18 protein-coding genes are annotated in these 18030 nt (G+C 73.3%); 10 read left to right on the plus strand and 8 right to left on the minus strand.

All coding sequences use genetic code 11. The features are described 5' to 3' along the window. Positions 1 to 26: 26 nt before the first annotated feature. Positions 27 to 1454: a cytochrome ubiquinol oxidase subunit I gene (locus tag QE370_RS15380; protein ID WP_309634884.1), complete on the minus strand. Its 1428-nt coding sequence runs from the start codon at positions 1452 to 1454 to the stop codon at positions 27 to 29. Between the two features lie 114 nt (positions 1455 to 1568). Here QE370_RS15380 and QE370_RS15385 point away from each other — a divergent pair, with 114 nt between their 5' ends. Further along, the gene (locus QE370_RS15385) at positions 1569 to 1955 is read left to right on the plus strand and encodes a BlaI/MecI/CopY family transcriptional regulator (protein ID WP_253027188.1); all 387 of its coding nucleotides are present in this window, start codon (positions 1569 to 1571) and stop codon (positions 1953 to 1955) included. Beyond that, positions 1952 to 2848, plus strand: coding sequence for a M56 family metallopeptidase (locus QE370_RS15390; protein ID WP_309634885.1), 897 nt, complete (start codon positions 1952 to 1954; stop codon positions 2846 to 2848). The genes QE370_RS15385 and QE370_RS15390 overlap by 4 nt, the downstream gene beginning before the upstream one ends. A 7-nt stretch (positions 2849 to 2855) precedes the next feature. Here QE370_RS15390 and QE370_RS15395 read toward each other — a convergent pair whose 3' ends face one another. The 4 genes from QE370_RS15395 to QE370_RS15410 form a co-directional block, all read right to left on the minus strand. Then, positions 2856 to 3548 carry a DUF4241 domain-containing protein gene (locus QE370_RS15395; RefSeq protein ID WP_253027355.1) on the minus strand — a complete coding sequence of 231 codons (693 nt, stop codon included), beginning with the start codon at positions 3546 to 3548 and terminating at the stop codon, positions 2856 to 2858. A gap of 40 nt (positions 3549 to 3588) precedes the next feature. Then, positions 3589 to 4038 (minus strand): thioesterase family protein, encoded by a 450-nt coding sequence (locus QE370_RS15400; protein WP_309634886.1) that lies wholly within the window; start codon positions 4036 to 4038, stop codon positions 3589 to 3591. Then, entirely contained in the window at positions 4035 to 7619 is a 3585-nt protein-coding gene (gene smc, locus QE370_RS15405; RefSeq protein WP_309634887.1) for a chromosome segregation protein SMC, read from the minus strand. The genes QE370_RS15400 and smc overlap by 4 nt, the downstream gene beginning before the upstream one ends. 65 nt (positions 7620 to 7684) lie before the next feature. Further along, positions 7685 to 7885 carry a hypothetical protein gene (locus QE370_RS15410; protein ID WP_067856552.1) on the minus strand — a complete coding sequence of 67 codons (201 nt, stop codon included), beginning with the start codon at positions 7883 to 7885 and terminating at the stop codon, positions 7685 to 7687. Positions 7886 to 8032: 147 nt separating this feature from the next. Here QE370_RS15410 and QE370_RS15415 point away from each other — a divergent pair, with 147 nt between their 5' ends. Together QE370_RS15415 and QE370_RS15420 are read left to right on the plus strand one after the other, a co-directional pair. Then, positions 8033 to 8545, plus strand: a complete 513-nt coding sequence (locus tag QE370_RS15415; protein WP_253024786.1) for a PH domain-containing protein — start codon at positions 8033 to 8035, stop codon at positions 8543 to 8545. Further along, complete coding sequence (locus QE370_RS15420) at positions 8532 to 9947, plus strand: PH domain-containing protein (RefSeq protein WP_309634888.1); 1416 nt, start codon at positions 8532 to 8534, stop codon at positions 9945 to 9947. The genes QE370_RS15415 and QE370_RS15420 overlap by 14 nt, the downstream gene beginning before the upstream one ends. Here QE370_RS15420 and dusB read toward each other — a convergent pair. From dusB to QE370_RS15435, 3 genes are all read right to left on the minus strand, one after another. Further along, entirely contained in the window at positions 9888 to 11078 is a 1191-nt protein-coding gene (gene dusB, locus QE370_RS15425; protein ID WP_309634889.1) for a tRNA dihydrouridine synthase DusB, read from the minus strand. The two genes, QE370_RS15420 and dusB, sit on opposite strands and share 60 nt — an antisense overlap. A 302-nt stretch (positions 11079 to 11380) precedes the next feature. Continuing rightward, complete coding sequence (locus tag QE370_RS15430; RefSeq protein WP_309634890.1) at positions 11381 to 12007, minus strand: hypothetical protein; 627 nt, start codon at positions 12005 to 12007, stop codon at positions 11381 to 11383. A 25-nt stretch (positions 12008 to 12032) separates the two neighbouring features. After that, positions 12033 to 13412, minus strand: coding sequence for a glycine--tRNA ligase (locus QE370_RS15435; protein WP_253024792.1), 1380 nt, complete (start codon positions 13410 to 13412; stop codon positions 12033 to 12035). Between the two features lie 186 nt (positions 13413 to 13598). Between QE370_RS15435 and QE370_RS15440 the strand changes: the two genes are divergently transcribed. From QE370_RS15440 to QE370_RS15465, 6 genes are all read left to right on the plus strand, one after another. Beyond that, a complete protein-coding gene (locus QE370_RS15440) occupies positions 13599 to 14618 on the plus strand; it encodes a metal ABC transporter solute-binding protein, Zn/Mn family (RefSeq protein WP_253024793.1) in 1020 nt (339 codons plus the stop codon). After that, entirely contained in the window at positions 14615 to 15388 is a 774-nt protein-coding gene (locus QE370_RS15445) for a metal ABC transporter ATP-binding protein (RefSeq protein WP_309634891.1), read from the plus strand. The genes QE370_RS15440 and QE370_RS15445 overlap by 4 nt, the downstream gene beginning before the upstream one ends. After that, positions 15385 to 16224, plus strand: coding sequence for a metal ABC transporter permease (locus QE370_RS15450; RefSeq protein ID WP_253024795.1), 840 nt, complete (start codon positions 15385 to 15387; stop codon positions 16222 to 16224). The genes QE370_RS15445 and QE370_RS15450 overlap by 4 nt, the downstream gene beginning before the upstream one ends. Positions 16225 to 16232: 8 nt before the next feature. Then, the gene (locus QE370_RS15455) at positions 16233 to 16628 is read left to right on the plus strand and encodes a Fur family transcriptional regulator (protein WP_253024796.1); all 396 of its coding nucleotides are present in this window, start codon (positions 16233 to 16235) and stop codon (positions 16626 to 16628) included. Between the two features lie 485 nt (positions 16629 to 17113). Further along, on the plus strand, positions 17114 to 17563 hold the full coding sequence (locus QE370_RS15460; protein WP_309634892.1) for a hypothetical protein: 450 nt from the start codon (positions 17114 to 17116) through the stop codon (positions 17561 to 17563). 10 nt (positions 17564 to 17573) lie between these two features. Then, positions 17574 to 18017 carry a GNAT family N-acetyltransferase gene (locus tag QE370_RS15465; protein ID WP_309634893.1) on the plus strand — a complete coding sequence of 148 codons (444 nt, stop codon included), beginning with the start codon at positions 17574 to 17576 and terminating at the stop codon, positions 18015 to 18017. Positions 18018 to 18030 lie beyond the last annotated feature (13 nt).

Raw genomic sequence — 18030 nt, forward strand, 5'->3', positions numbered from 1 at the left:
GGTCTCCTGGGGCAGGGGGTGGGCGGTCAGTAGGCGAACGCGAGCGGGGCGTCCGGGTCGTCGACGAGCTCGGGCGGGTCGGCGTCGGGCAGGCCCTTGCGGATGTACGTGAGCAGGAGGCGGAACTCGACGACGGCGAGCGCCGCGTAGAGCGCGGTGAAGCCGACGAGCGTCGTGAGCGCCTCGCCCGCGCTCACGCCCGGCGACACCCCGGCCGAGGTCTCCATGAGCCCGAACACGACCCAGGGCTGGCGGCCCATCTCGGTGAAGATCCACCCGAACGAGCTCGCCACGAGCGGCAGGAACGGCAGGACGACGGCGGTGCGCAGCAGCCAGCGTCCCTCCCACGTGGCGAGCGACGGCAGGCGCCGCCGTCGGGTGGCCCAGAGCAGCCAGGCGCCACCGACCATCGCGAGTCCGCCCGCGGTGATCATCGCTCGGAACGTCCAGTAGGTGACCGGGATGTTCGGCGCGTAGTCGCCGGGTCCGAACCGCTGCTCGTACTCCTCCTGGAGCGAGTCGATGCCGCGGACCTCGCCGTCCCAGGTGCCGGTGCCCAGGAAGGACAGCAGGCGCGGGATCTTGACCTCGAACAGCGGCTCGCTGCCGTCGAGCGTGCCGACGGTGAGCAGGGAGAACGACGCGGGCGCCTCGTCCTCGTACAGCCCCTCCGCCGCCGCCATCTTCATCGGCTGCACCTCGGTCATGACCTTGCCCTGGAAGTCTCCGGAGACCATCGTCCCGGCGCCGGCGACGAGGAGCACGACGGCGCCGAGGCGCACGGCGGTCCGGAAGGCCTCGCGCTCCTCCTCGTCGTCGCGACGCGGACCGCGCAGCATCTGCCAGAGCCCGACGCCGGCGACCACGGCACCGCCCACCATGAAGCACGCGAAGATCGTGTGCGGGAAGGTGACGAGCACGACCTTGTTGGTCATGACCGCCCAGAAGTCCGTGAGCTCGGCCCGGCCGGACTCCTCGTCCATGCGGTAGCCGACCGGGTTCTGCATGAACGAGTTGGCGGCAAGGATGAAGTAGGCCGAGAGCACGGTGCCGATCGCCGCGAGCCAGATGCACGCCAGGTGGACCGCAGGCCTGAGCCGGTCCCAGCCGAAGATCCAGAGCCCGAGGAAGGTCGACTCCAGGAAGAACGCCAGGAGTCCCTCGATCGCCAGCGGCGCCCCGAAGACGTCGCCGACGAAGCGCGAGTAGTCGCTCCAGTTCATGCCGAACTGGAACTCCTGGACGATGCCCGTCGCGATGCCGAGAGCGAAGTTGATCAGGAAGAGCTTGCCGTAGAAGCGCGTGAGCCGGAGGTACTTCTCGTTCCCCGTGCGGTGCCACGCGGTCTGGAGCATGGCGACGAGGAAGACCAGCCCGATCGTGACCGGGACGAAGAAGAAGTGGTAGACGGTCGTGATGCCGAACTGCCACCGGGCGATGTCGAGCGCTTCCATGCGACGCCTCCGCTGCGTGAACTACTACATGCCGTAGTAACTACTACCGAGCGTAGGACTCGCTACGGCGTCCCGGCAAGCCAAACTCCTACATCACGTAGTAGATTAGGTCACATGCCCCCGTCCTCCCGCTCCCTCGGCTCCCTCGAGCGCTCCGTCATGGACGTCCTGTGGCGCGCCACCAGCGCGTTGACCGTCCGCGAGGTGCAGGAGCGGCTCGAGGCCGGCGGGTCCGCCGACCTCGCCTACACGACCGTCATGACGGTGCTCGACCGGCTCGGCGCCAAGGAGATGGTCAGCCGGGAGCGTGACGGGCGGGCGTTCCGGTACACCGCGGCGCTCTCGCGCGAGGCAGCCACGGCCGAGCTCCTGAACGCCACGCTCGACAGCTCGGGCGACCGCACCGCCGCGCTCGTGCACTTCGCGCGCACGGTCGACCCGGCCGAGGCCGCGGCCCTGCGCGCGGCGCTGGAGGAGATCGAGGCGCCGGGCACGCCATGACGCCCCTGCTGCTCGGCGCGATCGGCCTCGCGCTGGCCCTCCCGGTCCCCGCGCTGCTGTCGCGCGCGGCGTGGCCCCGGCTCGCACCGGCCGCGGGCATCGTGCTCTGGCAGTCGCTCGCGCTCGCGGCCGTGCTCGCGATCTCCGGCGCGGCGCTGTCCACCGCGCTCTGGCTCGTGACCGACCCCGACCCCGCGCCGTGGCGGGTGGTGCTGCACGTCCTGATCATGGGGATCGGCGTCCTGGTCTGGGCACGCTTCTGGTGGGCCGCCTGGCAGGTGTGGCGGGAGACCTCGCAGCGCCGGGCGCGGCACCGCGAGCTCGTCGACCTGCTGGGCGAGCCGCACGGCGCCCTGCCGGCCGTGCGCGTGCTGGCCGAGCAGACGCCGGTGGCCTACTGCATCCCCCGGCTGCGCGACCCCCGCGTCGTCATCTCCAGCGGCGCGGTGGCCTCGCTCGACGACGAGGCGCTGCAGGCGGTGCTCGAGCACGAGCGCTCGCACGTGCGCACGCGGCACGACCTCGTGCTCGAGGCGTTCGGCGTCCTGCACCGCGCCTTCCCCCGCGTCCTGCGCACCGACGCCCCGCTGCGCCAGAGCCAGGTGATGGTCGAGCTCATGGCCGACGACGCCGCACGCCGGGTCACGGGCGACCGTCCGCTCGCGCGCGCCATCGTCGCGCTCGCCGGGGGCTCCACGCCGGCCGGCGCGCTCGGCGCGGGCAGCGACGCGCTCGTGCGCCTCGAGCGGCTGCGCGACCCCGCCTCGCGGCGTGCGCGGCGTGCCTCGGCGGTCGCGTCCGGCGTCGTGTCGGCCGTCGTCCTCGTGGTGCCGACGGTCCTCGTCGCGGTGCCGTGGCTCTACCACGCCGTCGAGGTGCTGCTCGCGCGCTGAGGTGCGCTCAGCGACGGAACAGCCGCCGCAGGAGGCCTACGGTCGCCGGCGCCGACTCCTCGGGGGACGCTGGCGGCACGGGCTCGTCCTCCTGCACGTCGACGACGTCGAGGTCGACGTGCACGCCCAGGAGCGAGCCGTCGGCGGCGAGCGTCCGCCACACGCGGTAGACGCCGTCGCCCCAGCCCGCGCTCGAGAGCACGACGTTCTCCCCCGCGGTCGCCCGGGGCAGCACGACGTCGATGCCGTCGCGGTGGACGCCGTCGTCGGGGTAGTGCAGCAGCTCGATCCAGCCGTCGAAGACCTCGTCGTACCAGGTCGAGCGGTCCTCGGGCATGCCCCGCTCGACGCTCTCGGCGTCGACGAACCCCACCACGCCCGCGTCGACGGGCACGTCGCGCGCGGCGGCGCGCTCCACGACGGCGGGCTCGCCCTCCGCCAGGACCAGCGACAGGTACGCCACCCGCACGTGCGAGCCGTCCTGCGCGTCGGAGACGTCGGCCAGGGTCATCGCCACCGGGTGGTCGCCCCCGGGCACGTCGACCAGCACGCCCTCCCCCAGGTTCACGAGCGAGTCGCTCACCTCGAGCCGCCCGCTCGGGAGCCGCAGCACCCCGAGCGGCTGCACGGTCAGGGTCCGCGGCCCCTCGTCGGTCTCGACGACGCCGGAGCGCAGGGCGTGGAAGTGCTGCAGATCCATGTCGTCCAGCCTGCCAGCCGGCCCGGACGTCGCGCCAGGGTCAGGTGAGCGGGGCCAGGGCGGCACGCACGACGTCAGGCACGGGGGTGACCGTCCGGTCGGTGCCCGAGACGTACACGTGCACGAACCGCCCGACCGCCGCGGGCGTGTCGGACTCGCCCTGGAACAGACCGATCTCGTACACGACGCTCGACGTGCCGAGCCGCGTCACGCGCAGACCCGCCTCGACGTCGGCGGGGAAGCGCAGCTCCCGCAGGAAGCGACAGCCCGTCTCCGCGACGACGCCGTAGGCGCCGAGGGTGCGGGGGTCGACGCCGTCCAGCTCGTGGGCCCGCTCGATGAGGTAGCCGTTCACCGCCGTGTCGAAGTAGGAGTAGTAGACGACGTTGTTGACGTGCCCGTACACGTCCTCGTCGGCCCACCGCGTCGTGATGCGGCGCAGCACCGGGAAGTCGGCCCGTCGGGGCTCGGTCCGCTCCTGCCCGCTCACGCGGTCTCCTCCTCACGCAGCCGCTGGCTGATGACGGTCGTGACGCCGTCGCCACGCATCGAGACGCCGTAGAGCGCGTCGCCGACCTCCATCGTCCGCTTCTGGTGGGTGATGACGATGAGCTGGGAATTGGCGCGCAGCTCCTCGTAGATCTCGAGCAGGCGACCCAGGTTGGTGTCGTCGAGCGCGGCCTCGACCTCGTCGAGGATGTAGAACGGGCTCGGGCGGGCCTTGAACAGAGCCACCAGGAAGGCGACGGCGACGAGCGAGCGCTCACCGCCGGACAGCAGCGACAGCCGCTTGACCTTCTTGCCCGGCGGTCGCGCCTCGACGTCGATGCCGGTCGTCAGCATGTCGTCGGGGTCGGTGAGCAGCAGCCGGCCCTCGCCTCCCGGGAACAGGCGCGAGAACACGTCCTCGAAGGCCGCGGACACGTCGACCCAGGCCTCGCTGAACACCTGCTGCACGCGCTCGTCGACGTCGGCGACGATGTCGAGCAGGTCCTGCCGGGTGCGCTTGAGGTCGTCGAGCTGCTCGGACAGGAACTGGTGGCGCTCCTCGAGCGCCGAGAACTCCTCCAGCGCGAGCGGGTTGACCTTGCCGAGCATGGCCATGGCCCGCTCCGCAGCGCGCAGCCGCTTGGTCTGCTCGGCCCGGTCGTACGGACGACCCTGCGGCGCCTCGTCGGTCTCTGGGGTGTCGTCGGTGTCGCTGGACTCGCCCTGCACCTCCTCGGAGGTCGGGGGCACCGGCTGGTCCGGACCGTACTCCGCGACGAGCGCCTCGACCTCGATGCCGAGCTCCTCGAGCGCGCGCGCCTCCAACGCCTCCAGCCGCAGCCGCTGCTCGGCCCGCGCCATCTCGTCGCGGTGCACCGACGTCGTGAGCCCCTGCAGCTCCTCGGACAGGCTGCGCAACCGGGCGCGCACCTCGCGCAGCTCGCTCTCGCGACCCGTCCGCGACTGCTCGATGCTCGAGCGCAGTGCCGCCGCCTCGGCGAGCGTCGTCTCGAGGCGGGCCAGCGCGACGTCGCCGACCGCGAGGACCGCGCGCGCCGTCTCGGCCTCGCGCAGCTGCTGCTCGCGGCGCAGCCGAGCCTGGATGCGCGCCTCACGCTCCGCCGCGGCCGACGCCACGAGCGCAGTCGCCTGGCCCTCGAGCGCCCGGGCCCGCTCCTCGTTGGTGCGCAGGGCGAGCCGCGCGTCGGTCTCGGCGCGGCGGGCCGTCGACGCACGCTCGGCCAGGGCCTCGAGCGCCGACGTGTCGGGCTCCTCGTCGGGCGCCTCCTCCGCCTGCGCCAGCCGCACCTCCAGGTCGGCCAGGCCGCCCAGGTCGCGCTCGTGGGCCTCCTGGGCGGCGGCGATCGCGGCCGTGAGCCGCTCCGCCTCGCCCTTGGCCGCGCGGGCCGTGGAGCCGAGCTGTCCGAGGGACTCCGCGACCGCCGACATCTCGGCGTCGGACTCGTGCAGCCGCTCCAGCGCCGCGTCGACCCGCTCCTGGGCCGCGGTCCGCTCCTGCGCCACGCGCTGGGCGTCGAAGCGCAGCGTCTCCAGCGTGCGCTCGGCCGCCTCGAGCTCCTCGCGGGCCTGGTCGATCGCCGCCTGCACCTCGAGCAGGCTCTGCTGCGACGTCGACCCGCCGGAGGCGAAGTGCGCCCCCAGCACGTCACCGTCGCGGGTCACCGCGGTCACGTCGGACGCCTGCGCGACCAGCGCACGAGCCGCGGCGAGGTCCTCGACGACGGCCACCTTGAAGAGCAGCCGGCGCAGCGCGGCGACGAGCGTGGCGGGCGGCTCGACGACGTCGACCGCGTAGGTCGCGCCGTCGGGCAGACCGGGCCAGTCGCGGTCGTCGACGTCGGCCTCGCCGCCGAGCAGCAGACCGGCACGGCCGAGGTCCTCGGACTTCAGCAGCTCCATCGCGGTGACGGCGGTGTCGACGTGGTCGACGGCCACCGCGTCGGCGGCGGACCCGAGGGCCGAGGCGATGGCGGCCTCGAAGCCGGGGCGCACGGTGAGCAGGGCCGCGACGGACCCGAGCAGCCCGCTGATCTCGTCGGAGGCGGCGAGCAGAGCGCCGGCGCCGTCCTTGCGCGCGAGGCCCGTCTCCAGCGCCTCGACGCGGGCCGCGAGCGCCGCCTGACGGCGGGACGCGTCCTGCTCGGCCACCTGCAGCTCCCGGGCGCGACCCTCGACGTCGGCCAGCACCGCCTCGGCGGCCTCCAGCTCCTCGTCGAGCCCGGACTCGCCCTGGCTCAGGCCGGCGATCTCGCCCTCGCGGGCGGCGAACGCCTTCTGCGCCTCGTCGGCGCGGCGCAGCGCCTCGTCGCGGGCGGCACCGAGCCGCTCGACCTCGGCGTCGGCGGCCTCGGCGCGGCTCTTGAGCGCGTTGACCTGGCCACGCAGCCTCGCCAGCCCCTCACGCCGGTCCGCAGCCGCGCGCAGCAGACCGGCGACGCGACGCTCCTCCTCGCCGTAGGTGGCCTCGGCCTCGGTGCGCTCGGCGACGACCGCCTCGAGGGCGGCGCGGGCCTCCTCCACCGACGTCGTCATGGCGCGGTGCTGCTCCTCGACGCGACGCGCCTCGGCCTCCAGCTCCTCGGGGTCGCGACCGGTCGGCCGGTCGTCGGACTCCACGGCCGCCAGGCGCACCCGCTCGGTGGCGAGGCCGGACGTGCCGCGCAGCCGCTCCCGCAGCCCCGACAGCGCGTACCAGGTCTCCTGCGCGGCCGACAGCGCCGGCGAGTCCTCGCGCAGCCGGTCCTCGAGCTCGGTCTCCTGCTGGCGCGCCGCGGCCACGGCGTGCTCGACGGCGGCCCGACGCTCCTTGAGCGCCGCCTCGTCGGCCATCTCCTCGGCGATCGTCGTGCGGGCCGTGACGATGTCGTCGGCCAGCAGCCGGGCGCGGGCGTCGCGCACGTCGGCCTGGATGGTGACCGCACGGCGGGCCACCTCGGCCTGGCGGCCGAGCGGCTTGAGCTGGCGGCGCAGCTCGGTCAGCACGTCCTGCAGCCGCGTGAGGTTGCCCTGCGTCGCGTCGAGCTTGCGCAGCGCCTTCTCCTTGCGCTTGCGGTGCTTCAGGACGCCGGCCGCCTCCTCGACGAAGCCGCGCCGGTCCTCGGGCGTCGCGCGCAGCACGGAGTCGAGCTGACCCTGCCCCACGATCACGTGCATCTCGCGGCCGATGCCGGAGTCGCTCAGCAGCTCCTGCACGTCGAGCAGACGGCAGCTGGTGCCGTTGATCGCGTACTCCGAGCCGCCGTTGCGGAACATCGTGCGCGAGATCGTGACCTCGCTGTACTCGATGGGCAGCGCCCCGTCGGTGTTGTCGATGGTCAGGACGACCTCGGCCCGACCCAGCGGCGGGCGCCCCGACGTGCCCGCGAAGATGACGTCCTCCATCTTGCCGCCACGCAGCGACTTCGCGCCCTGCTCGCCCATGACCCAGGCGAGGGCGTCGACGACGTTGGACTTGCCGGAGCCGTTCGGCCCGACGACGCACGTGATGCCGGGCTCCAGCTCGAGCGTGGTGCTGGACGCGAACGACTTGAAGCCGCGCAGCGTGAGGCTCTTCAGGTACACGCGATCACCCTAGTGCGTCGGCGCGGCGTGACCGCCGACGCGCGGCGGCGTCCCCTCCCGGGGACTCAGTGCGAGAGCGGCTCGAGCAGGTCGCCGGCGGTGACCTCGTCGACGCGCTCGGCGAGGGTGCGCAGCAGACCGTCGTTCTCGACGTTGAGGCGCAGCACCTCGGCCTCGAGGTCCGCGACCCGACGTCGGAGTCGGGCGGTCTCGTGCAGCTGGTCGACGGTGGGTCCACCGACGAATCCGACGAGGGCCTTGGCCATGGGTGTTCCTCCGCAGGAGATCGCGGCTCCGGCGCGGGTGCCGGGCGGCGGGACGGGTGTACAGCGGCGGCTGCGTCTCACAGTGTCCCACCGTCCCCCGACCCGGGTCAAACACGTCGGGACGGGCGACGGCCTAGGCTGCCGGACGTGGACGCGTCCCTCTTCCGACCGGTCTCCGAGCCCTGGACGCCGGTCTCCCCCGCCCTCGCCACGCGACGTCGCCTCGTGCTCGCCGCGCCGCTCGCCGTCCTCGGCGTGGTGGCCGCCACCGCGGCTGCGCTCGGCCCCGCCGCAGGCGTCCCGCGCGGCTGGGTCGTGCTGCTCGTCGCGGCCGCCGTGGTGCTCCTCGGGGCCGCCGCCGGGCTGTGGTGGTGGGCCGAGCGGAACCGCCGTTCGTGGGGCTGGGCGGAGTCGGAGGACGACCTGCTGGTGACGTCGGGCGTCATGTTCCGCCGGCTCGTCGTCGTGCCCTACGGACGCGTGCAGTTCGTCGACGTCGAGGCCGGTCCCGTCGAGCGTCGTCTGGGCATCACCCGCGTGACCCTGCACACCGCGAGCACGGAGACCGCCGCCCAGGTGCCAGGCGTCCCTGCCGACGAGGCCCGCCGCCTGCGCGACCGGCTCACCGACCTCGGACGGACGCACGATGCCGGCGTCTGAGCCCGGCGGGGCTCCGGCCGCCTCGGCCGAGCTGCGCGCCGGTCGCCGTACCCACCCGCTGACCGGCGTGGTGCAGGGCGGTCTGTGGGCGGGCGCGGCCGTGGGGGGCCTCGGCGCCTCGTTCCTCCAGGGCGACCGCTGGGAGGGTGTGCCCTGGTGGGTCGCGGTGCTGGCGGTCGTCGGAGGCGGGCTCGTGGTCGGCGAGCTCGCCGGCCTCGTGTCGTGGTGGTTCACGCGGTTCGTCGTCGACGACGAGGAGCTGCGCATCGACAGCGGCGTGCTCACGCGCCGCTCGCGCCGGGCCGCGTTCGAGCGCATCCAGTCCGTCGACGTCGCAGAGCCGTTGCTCGCGCGGGTGGTCGGGCTGGCCGAGGTGCGGGTCGACCTCGCGGGGGGCGACGAGTCGCGCCTCGTCGTGCGCTTCCTGCCGCTCGCCGAGGCGCGCGAGGTGCGTCGTCTGCTGCTGCGGCGTGCGCACGGGGCGCAGGGCGACGGGACCGAGGAGGCCCTGCCCGACCACGACGGTGGCGAGCTCATCACGCGGGTGCCGCCGGAACGCACCCTGCTGGGCGCGCTGCTCAGCCTCGACCTGCTGGCGGCGGTGGCCGCCCTCGTCGCGATCCTGCTCGCCGCGCTCGGGTTCGGAGCACCGCTCGTCGTGCTCGGTGGCGTGCTGCCGGCGCTGTCCTGGGCGGCGCAGGTGGTCGCGCGGCGGGTGGTCGCCGAGTGGGGCTTCGTCCTCTGGCGCACCCCGCACGGGCTGCGCATCGAACGAGGGCTGCTCTCGCTGACCGCACAGACCATCCCCTACGCGAGGGTCCAGGGCGTGGCCGTCGTGGAGCCCGTCCTCTGGCGCCGTCTGGGATGGTGCCGGCTCGAGGTCGACGTGGCCGGACGGGCGGGCTCCGACGACGGCGACCTCGACACCACGCTGCTGCCGATCGCCGACCGGGCGCTCGCCGCCGCCCTCGTGGCCGAGCTCGTGCAGGACGGCGGCCCGGACGACGAGCCCGTCACCGTGCGGGCGAGCCGACGCTCCTGGCCGTTCGCACCCGTCGGTTGGAGGTTCCGCTCGCTGTCCCTCGGCCGCCGTCGCGCCAGCTCGACCACGGGCTGGCTGCACCGACGGACGAGTCACGCACCGCACGCGAAGGTGCAGTCGTTCGCCCTGCGGCAGGGGCCGCTCCAGCGGCTGCGCGACCTCGCCACGGTCGAGCTGCACACGCCCGACGGCCCGGTCGACGTCGACGTGCACCACGTCGACGCGGCACGGGCGCGCGAGGTCGTGCTCCATGCCGTCGACGCCGCGCGGGACGAGCGCGCGCAGACGGTGGTCGGGGCGTCAGCCCCCGCTGGAGGCGTCCTCGGCGGCGGCGTCGACGGCACCGGCGAGCTCCCGTGAGCTGAGCCAGCCGTCCGGGAGGGCCACCGTGCGGGGGCTGCCCTGTCGGCCCCGGGGCGTACCGAGCTCGGCCACGGGGTACGGCTCGTCGGGGTCGAGGTCGGCCAGCAGCGCGTCGAGCGCCGCGTAGGAGGAGACGCCGCCGAGCTCGCTGCGCACGCGCGAGCCCGCGGGGAAGCCCTTGAGGTACCAGGCGACGTGCTTGCGGAACTCCACGCAGCCCCGCTCCTCCCCCAGCCAGTCACCCAGGAGCTCCGCGTGACGTCGCATGACGGCGGTGACCTCGCCGAGGGTGGGGAGCACGGGGCCCGACCGGTCGGGCGACGGGCCGAGCGCCGCCGCGAGGTCGCGGAAGAGCCACGGGCGGCCCAGGCAGCCTCGACCGACGACGACCCCGTCGCACCCGGTGCTCCGCATCATGCGGACGGCGTCGTCGGCCTCCCAGACGTCGCCGTTGCCGAGGACCGGGATCGAGACGGCGGCCTTCAGCTCGCCGATGGTCTCCCAGCGCGCCTGGCCGGAGTAGTGCTGGGCGGCGGTGCGCGCGTGCAGGGCGATCGCGGCGCAGCCGGTGTCCTCGGCGATGTGCCCCGCGTCGAGGTAGGTCAGGTGGTCCTCGTCGATGCCGAGGCGGGTCTTCATGGTCACCGGCACCCCGTACGGCTGCGCGGCGGCCACCGTCGACTCCAGGATGCGACCGAGCAGGTTCGCCTTCCACGGCAGCGCCGCTCCCCCGCCCTTGCGGGTGATCTTCGGCACCGGGCAGCCGAAGTTGAGGTCGACGTGCTCGACGCCGTGGTCGGCGCAGAGCACCTCGACCGCACGGCCCATCACGTCGGGGTCGACGCCGTAGAGCTGCACCGAGCGCACGGACTCGTTGTCGGCGAAGGTCAGCATCGACAGGCTCGTCGCGTCGCCCTCGACCAGCCCGCGCGACGTGATCATCTCGCAGACGTACAGCCCGGCGCCCTGCTCGGCGCAGAGACGACGGAAGGCGACGTTGGTGACACCGGCCATCGGGGCGAGCACGACCGGCACCTCGACCTCGAGGTCGCCGAGACGCAACGGACGCGCACGGAGGACGTCGGTCGAGTCCTGCGAGCCCAGTGCGGTGGTCGTGGCGGTGGTCATCGTCGACCAGTGTCCCAGACGCACGCAGGGCCGGCGCCGACCGTCGGTGGGCGCCGGCCCTGGTGCGCTCCCCACGACCGGCGCGACCCGAGCGGGAGAGGCTCGGTCCGGCCTGGTCGGGCGACGTCCGGCCGGACGCATGGGAGAGACGTCCGGCGCCGCCTCGACCGGGTCGCCGTGGGGAGGCTGCCCCGCACAGCACGGGGCCGCGTCCATCCTCTCCCGACGTAGCGGCGTGGCGGAACCTCAGCGCAGAAAGAACATTGCCGGACGAGAAAGAACATCGCGCCGGCCGGCGTAGGTCAGCCCTTCGGGCGCCACCGGACGGCCGACGCGGCGTCGCCCGGCTGGAGGTCGACGGAGCGCAGCGACGTCCCCCGCGGCAGCAGGTAGATGAAGCAGAGGTCGGCGCTGGCGCCGGCGAGGAAACGCTTCGGCAGCGCCGACGACGGGCACGGCCGGAACCGACCCACCAGCTCGCTCGCCGGGTAGACGACGTCGTCGTCCGCGTGCGCGAGCAGGGGCAGCGAGGAGCCACCCAGGCCGGCAGGACCGTCGTTGCGCACGGTCGCGTTGACGTAGTACGGCGTCGCGTCACGACTCTTCTCGTCGAGGGTGAAGAACCGGAAGTCCTTGATCGAGCCGCGCCGCACCTTCTCGACCGTGACGGTCACGGCGCTCGCCGCACCGTCGCCGAGGTCGAGGACGACGGTGCCCTCGTCGCCGACGTCGAGCGTGCTGCCCGGGTCGGTGAGCGTGACGCCGTCCGGGACGTCGAAGCCCGACGGCGACGGCGCCGCCTCCGCCTCGTCCTCGGAGCGCGAGCACCCGGAGAGGACGAGCCCGACGCCCAGCGCGCCCAGCACCGCGACCCGCACGACGGCCCGAGGGGACGTGCAGCGGGAGCGGGGTGCCGGACGCGGACTCACGCCCCGATTGTGTCCCGCGAGCGGTTCAGCAGCCGGGCAGACGCGCCGCGAGCCACTCGCGCACCTGCGTCAGGCCCACCCGCTCCTGCTGCATGGTGTCGCGGTCGCGGATCGTGACGGCCTGGTCGTCGAGGGTGTCGAAGTCGACCGTGATGCAGAACGGCGTACCGATCTCGTCCTGGCGGCGGTACCGCTTGCCGATCGCGGCGGCGTCGTCGAACTCCACGTTCCAGTAGCCGCGCAGCTCCTGCGCCAGGCCCTTGGCCGTCGGCGAGAGCTGCTCGTTGCGCGACAGCGGCAGCACGGCCGCCTTGGCCGGCGCGAGCCGCGGGTCGAGCCGCAGCACGGTGCGCTTGTCGACGCCGCCCTTGGTGTTCGGCGCCTCGTCCTCGGCGTACGCGTCGACCAGGAAGGCCATCATCGAGCGGTTCACACCGGCAGCAGGCTCGATGACGTAGGGCGTGTACCGCTCGCCCGTGGCCTGGTCGAAGTACGACAGGTCCTTGCCGGAGTGCTTCGCGTGGGTGCTGAGGTCGTAGTCGGTGCGGTTGGCGATGCCCTCGAGCTCGCCCCACTCCGAGCCCTGGAACTGGAAGCGGTACTCGATGTCGACCGTGCGCTTGGAGTAGTGCGACAGCTTCTCCTGCGCGTGCTCGTAGAAGCGCAGGTTCTCGGGGTCGACGCCGAGGTCGGTGTACCAGGCCATGCGGGTGGCCAGCCACTCCTCGTGCCACTGCTCGTCGGTGCCGGGCTGGACGAAGAACTCCATCTCCATCTGCTCGAACTCGCGCGTGCGGAAGATGAAGTTGCCCGGCGTGATCTCGTTGCGGAAGCTCTTGCCGATCTGCGCGATGCCGAACGGCGGCTTCTTGCGCGACGTGGTCAGCACCTGGGCGAAGTTCACGAAGATGCCCTGCGCGGTCTCGGGACGGAGGTAGTGCAGGCCCTCCTCGCTGTCGACCGGGCCCAGGTAGGTCTTCATGAGACCGGAGAACGCGCGCGGCTCGGTCCAGTGGCCGCGCTCGCCGGTGTCGGGGTCGGGAACCTCGTCCCAGCTCTCAGGCTCCCGGCCGTGCTTGGCCTCGAACGCCTCCCACAGGTGGTCGGCGCGGTAGCGCTTGTGGGTCTTGGTCGACTCCACCAGGGGGTCCGTGAACACGTCGACGTGCCCCGAGGCCTCCCAGACCGCCCGCGGCAGGATCACGGAGGAGTCGAGCCCGACGACGTCGTCGCGGCTCTGCACCATGGAGCGCCACCACTGACGCTTGATGTTCTCCTTCAGCTCGACGCCGAGCGGTCCGTAGTCCCACGCCGAGCGCGTGCCGCCGTAGATCTCGCCGCACTGGTAGACGAATCCCCGTCGCTTGCACAGGGAGATGACGGTGTCGATCAGGCTCGTGGCCATGGTGAGGCGCTCCGTTTCCGGCTGGGTGTCGGCGGGTCCTGCGCACGTCCGTGGCCGTGCGCTCCCGATGGACGTCCAGCGTATCGATCGTGCGCGAGCCGTCCGACGGCGGTGCGACGTGAGTGTGACGCGTCCGTCAGCGGAGCGATTTGACAACCGTTCCCGGTCGTCTTGACAATCGTTCTCATGGCTCTTCGTCGCACCCGCTCCGCCGTCCTGCTCGCCTCCTGCGCCCTGGTCCTCGCGGCCTGCGGCAGCGGCGGCTCCGCCGACGGCGGCTCGGACGGCAGGCTCTCGGTCGTCACGTCCTTCTACCCGCTGCAGTACGTGACCGAGCGCGTCGCCGGCGACCACGCCGACGTCACGAACCTGACGAAGCCCGGCGGCGAGCCGCACGACCTCGAGCTCAGCCCGAAGCAGGTCGCGTCGGTGCAGGACGCGGACCTGGTCGTCTACCAGGACGAGTTCCAGACCGCCGTCGACGAGGCCGTGAAGGAGGCCGACCGCGAGCCCGGCACCACGGTCGACGCCGCCGACGGCGTCGACCGCATCGAGGAGTCCGAGGAGGCGCACGCCGAGGGCGAGGAGGAGGGTCACGACGACCACGCGCACGGCGACGAGGAGCACGCCGACGAGGAGGGCCACGCCGAGGAGGAGGGTCACGACCACGGGCACGACCACGGTGGCGTCGACCCGCACCTCTGGCTCGCCCCGACGAACCTCGAGCCGCTCACCGAGCACGTGCGCGACGCCCTCGTGAAGCTCGACCCCGACCACGCCGACGAGTACGAGGCGAACGCCGCGGCCCTCGTCGCCGACCTCCAGAAGCTCGACGGCGAGTACCGGGCCGGGCTCAAGACCTGCAAGGTCCGCGACATCGTCACGAGCCACGCCGCCTTCGCCTACCTCGCCCGCGCCTACGACCTCGTGCAGATCCCGATCGCCGGCATCGACCCCAGCACCGAGCCGTCGGCCGCCCAGCTCGCCGAGATCTCCGACCTCGTGAAGCGCGACGGCATCACGACCGTCTTCACCGAGACCCTCGTGAGCCCCGCCGTCGCCCGCACGGTGGCGCGCGAGGCCGGGGTGCAGACGGCTACGCTCGACCCGATCGAGGGACTCACCAAGGACACGTCCGACCAGGACTACCTCTCGATCATGCGCTCCAACCTCGCCGAGCTCCAGAAGGCCAACAGCTGCTCATGACGCACCCCCCACTCGTCCTGCGTGACGTCGAGGTCACGCTGGGCGGTGACCCGGTGCTGCGCGGCGTCGACCTCACGGTCGAGCAGGGTGAGTTCGTCACCCTGCTCGGCTCCAACGGATCCGGGAAGTCGACGCTGGTGCGCGCGGCCGTGGGCCTCGTGCCCTCGACCGGCACGGTCGAGCTCTTCGGCGAGCCGCTCGCACGGTTCCGCAGCTGGCGACGCGTCGGCTACGTGCCGCAGCGGTCGGCCGCCTCGACGGGCGTCCCCGCCACGGTGCGCGAGGTGGTCTCCAGCGGACGGCTGTCGTTGCGTCCACGCGTGGGCCTGCCCCGCCGGTCCGACCGCGAGGCGGTCGTCACCGCGCTGGAGAGCGTCGGCCTCGCCCACCGCGCGTCGTCGCCGCTCGTGGAGCTCTCGGGCGGCCAGCAGCAGCGCGTCGCCATCGCGCGGGCGCTCGCCGGCGAGCCGGAGCTGCTCATCATGGACGAGCCCACCGCCGGCGTCGACGCGCACCACACCGAGGACCTCGCCGACCTGCTCAGCCAGCTCGCGACGGAGGGCATGACCGTCCTGCTCGTGGCGCACGAGCTCGGTCCGATGCTGTCGCTCGTGGACCGTGCCGTCGTGCTCGACCAGGGTCGCGTGGTGCACGACGGCCCGGTCGACGATCACGTCGCCGACGCCCACCAGCAGCACCACGGCGACGCCCACCCGCACACGGCCGACCCCGACCGCGTGCGTCCCCTGCCCGAGGAGGGGGTCTGGTGAGTCTCGACCTGCTCGACTACGAGTTCATGCGGCTCGCCCTCGTGGCCGCGTTCTTCACCGGTCTGGCCGCCCCGGCGATCGGGACGTACATGGTCCAGCGGCGGCTCGCGCTGCTCGGCGACGGCCTCGGGCACGTCGCCCTCACCGGTGTCGCCCTGGGGCTGCTCACGGGGACGGCGCCGGTGCTCACCGCCCTCGTGGTCGCCGTGCTCGGCGCCGTCGTCATCGAGGTGCTGCGCACGTACACGCGCACCAGCGGCGACGTCGCGCTCGCGATGCTGTTCTACGGCGGCATCGCGGCAGGTGTGCTGCTGATCGGCCTGGCCGGCGAGAGCGGCGCGACCCTCAACCGCTACCTCTTCGGATCCATCACGACCGTCACCGACACCGACGTGGTCGTCGTGAGCGTGCTCGGCGTCGTCGTGGTGGGCCTGTGCCTGCTGCTCTCGCCACAGCTGTTCGCCGTCTGCCAGGACGAGGAGCACGCCAAGGTCAGCGGCGTGCCGACACGCCTGTACGGCCTGCTCATCGCCGTCATGGCGGCAGCGACCATCACGGTCGCGATGCGCACGGTCGGGCTGCTGCTGGTGTCCGCGCTCATGGTGGTGCCGGTGGCGGCCGCGCAGCAGGTCGCGCGCAGCTTCCGGCTCACGCACCTGCTGGCGATGGCGATCGGGCTGCTCACCGCCGTGCTCGGCGTCGTCACCAGCTTCGAGGCCAACACGGCACCGGGACCCACGATCGTCATGCTCGCGCTGGGCGCGTTCGTGCTGACCACGCTGCTGCGCGGCGTCACCGTGAGCCTGCGTCGCAGACGGTCGGTACGCTCCTCCTGAGGAGGACCATGGTTGACATCCGCAACACCCGACAGCGTCGCGCCGTGAGCGCGGTGCTCGACGAGCTCGAGGGCTTCGCCAGCGCCCAGCAGATCCATGGCGTGCTGGGCCAGCGGGGCGAGAAGGTCGGTCTGTCGACCGTCTACCGCAACCTGCAGGCGCTCGTCGACGCCGAGCAGGTCGACGCACTGCGCGGCAACGACGGCGAGGTCCTGTACCGGCGCTGCGAGGCCGGCGAGCACCACCACCACCTCGTCTGCCGCTCCTGCGGGCGGGCCGTCGAGGTCGCGGGCCCGGCGGTCGAGTCGTGGGCCACGAAGGTCGCCAGCGAGAACGGCTTCACGGACGTCGAGCACACCCTCGAGATCTTCGGCACCTGCGCCGACTGCTCCAGCTCCGCCTAGTCACGCCGTGGTCGAGCTCCCGGACCTCGCGACCCGTCCGCACACCGTGCTGGAGCCGTCGCGGTGGCGGCCCCGCGCCGCCGCCCACCGCGAGCGCGCCCGCACCTGGACCGCGCCGCACCTGGCCCGCCGGGAGCGGCACGAGCCGCACCCCGTCGTCGACTTCCTCTTCGAGTACTACAACCTCTCCCCCGGCCAGCTGGAGCGCTGGCACCCCGGCCTCGACGTCGGGCTCGCCGACGCACCGGAGCACGCCGCCCTCGGCGCCTACGTGACGCGCGACGGCGTGAGCACGGTCGACGCCGGGCGGCTCGCCTCCCGCGTGCGCGGCCTGCGCTGGACCCGTTCGCTGCTCGCCGCGACCCTCGACCGACCCGCGCGCTACGGCTGCTTCGGCCTGCACGAGTGGGCCATGGTCTACCGCTCCGATCAGCCCCGCCACGACCTCGCCGCTCCGGCTCGGCCGCTCCGGCACCGACGCCGTGGTGGAGGCCCACCCGCTCACCTGCACGCACGTCGACGCGTTCCGCTTCTTCACCCCGGCGGCCGAGCCGCGCAACGCCTGGCAGCTCGGCCGCGAGCACCAGCTGGCTCACGAGCAGCCCGGCTGCCTGCACGCCAACATGGACCTCTACCGGATCGCCTTCCGGCTGCTGCCGTTCGTCGAGTCGACCGTCGTGCTCGACGCCTTCGAGCTCGCGCTCGAGATCCGCACCGTCGACATGCAGGCCTCGCCCTACGACGTCGGCGCCTACGGCCTCGAGCCGATCCCGGTGGAGGCTCCCGACGGGCGGGCCGAGTACGTGCGCCGTCAGCGCGACCTCGCGGCCCGGGCGGAGCCGTTGCGACGCGCCCTGCTGGACGAGGTCGACCGCCTGCTCGCCCACCCGGCCGCCCTCGCGCCCGAGCAGCCTGACGCTCGAGGCGGCCAGTAGATTGACCGGCGTGGACGACGACCTGCACGTGCGTTCCGGCGACGAGCTCACCGCCGCCGAGGTGTACGACATCTGGCGGATCCGCGACGTCGTCTTCGCCGTGGAGCAGCAGTGCGACGAGCCCGACGTCGACGGCATCGACCTCCTGCCGACCTGCCACCACCTGTGGTTCGCCGACGCCGACGGACCGACCAGCTACCTGCGCACCTTCACCACCGGGACCGGCGTGCGCAAGGTCGGGCGGGTCGCCACGCGCAAGGACCAGCGCGGCCGCGGGCTGTCGAGCCGGCTCCTGGAGGCCGTGCTCGAACGCTGGGGCGACGGCGAGATCCGGTTGGGCGCGCAGGCCTACCTGCACGACTGGTACGCCGGGTTCGGCTTCGAGCGGTGCGGCGAGAACTTCTGGGAGGCCGGCATCGAGCACGTGCCGATGCGGCGCCTCCCCCGCGTCTGACGCTGGCGCCGGA

Origin of the sequence: Aeromicrobium sp. SORGH_AS_0981, assembly GCF_031453195.1 — a bacterium.
GTDB lineage: Bacteria > Actinomycetota > Actinomycetes > Propionibacteriales > Nocardioidaceae > Aeromicrobium.

What these genes read in the sequence shown, in the direction of transcription:
- QE370_RS15440 (WP_253024793.1), top strand. Translation starts at nt 13,599, where the DNA reads ATGGCTCTTCGTCGCACCCGCTCCGCCGTCCTGCTCGCCTCCTGCGCC.
- QE370_RS15420 (WP_309634888.1), top strand. Translation starts at nt 8,532, where the DNA reads ATGCCGGCGTCTGAGCCCGGCGGGGCTCCGGCCGCCTCGGCCGAGCTG.
- dusB (WP_309634889.1), bottom strand. Translation starts at nt 11,078, where the DNA reads ATGACCACCGCCACGACCACCGCACTGGGCTCGCAGGACTCGACCGAC.
- QE370_RS15380 (WP_309634884.1), bottom strand. Translation starts at nt 1,454, where the DNA reads ATGGAAGCGCTCGACATCGCCCGGTGGCAGTTCGGCATCACGACCGTC.
- QE370_RS15395 (WP_253027355.1), bottom strand. Translation starts at nt 3,548, where the DNA reads ATGGATCTGCAGCACTTCCACGCCCTGCGCTCCGGCGTCGTCGAGACC.
- QE370_RS15455 (WP_253024796.1), top strand. Translation starts at nt 16,233, where the DNA reads ATGGTTGACATCCGCAACACCCGACAGCGTCGCGCCGTGAGCGCGGTG.
- QE370_RS15410 (WP_067856552.1), bottom strand. Translation starts at nt 7,885, where the DNA reads ATGGCCAAGGCCCTCGTCGGATTCGTCGGTGGACCCACCGTCGACCAG.
- QE370_RS15445 (WP_309634891.1), top strand. Translation starts at nt 14,615, where the DNA reads ATGACGCACCCCCCACTCGTCCTGCGTGACGTCGAGGTCACGCTGGGC.
- QE370_RS15435 (WP_253024792.1), bottom strand. Translation starts at nt 13,412, where the DNA reads ATGGCCACGAGCCTGATCGACACCGTCATCTCCCTGTGCAAGCGACGG.
- QE370_RS15385 (WP_253027188.1), top strand. Translation starts at nt 1,569, where the DNA reads ATGCCCCCGTCCTCCCGCTCCCTCGGCTCCCTCGAGCGCTCCGTCATG.
- QE370_RS15390 (WP_309634885.1), top strand. Translation starts at nt 1,952, where the DNA reads ATGACGCCCCTGCTGCTCGGCGCGATCGGCCTCGCGCTGGCCCTCCCG.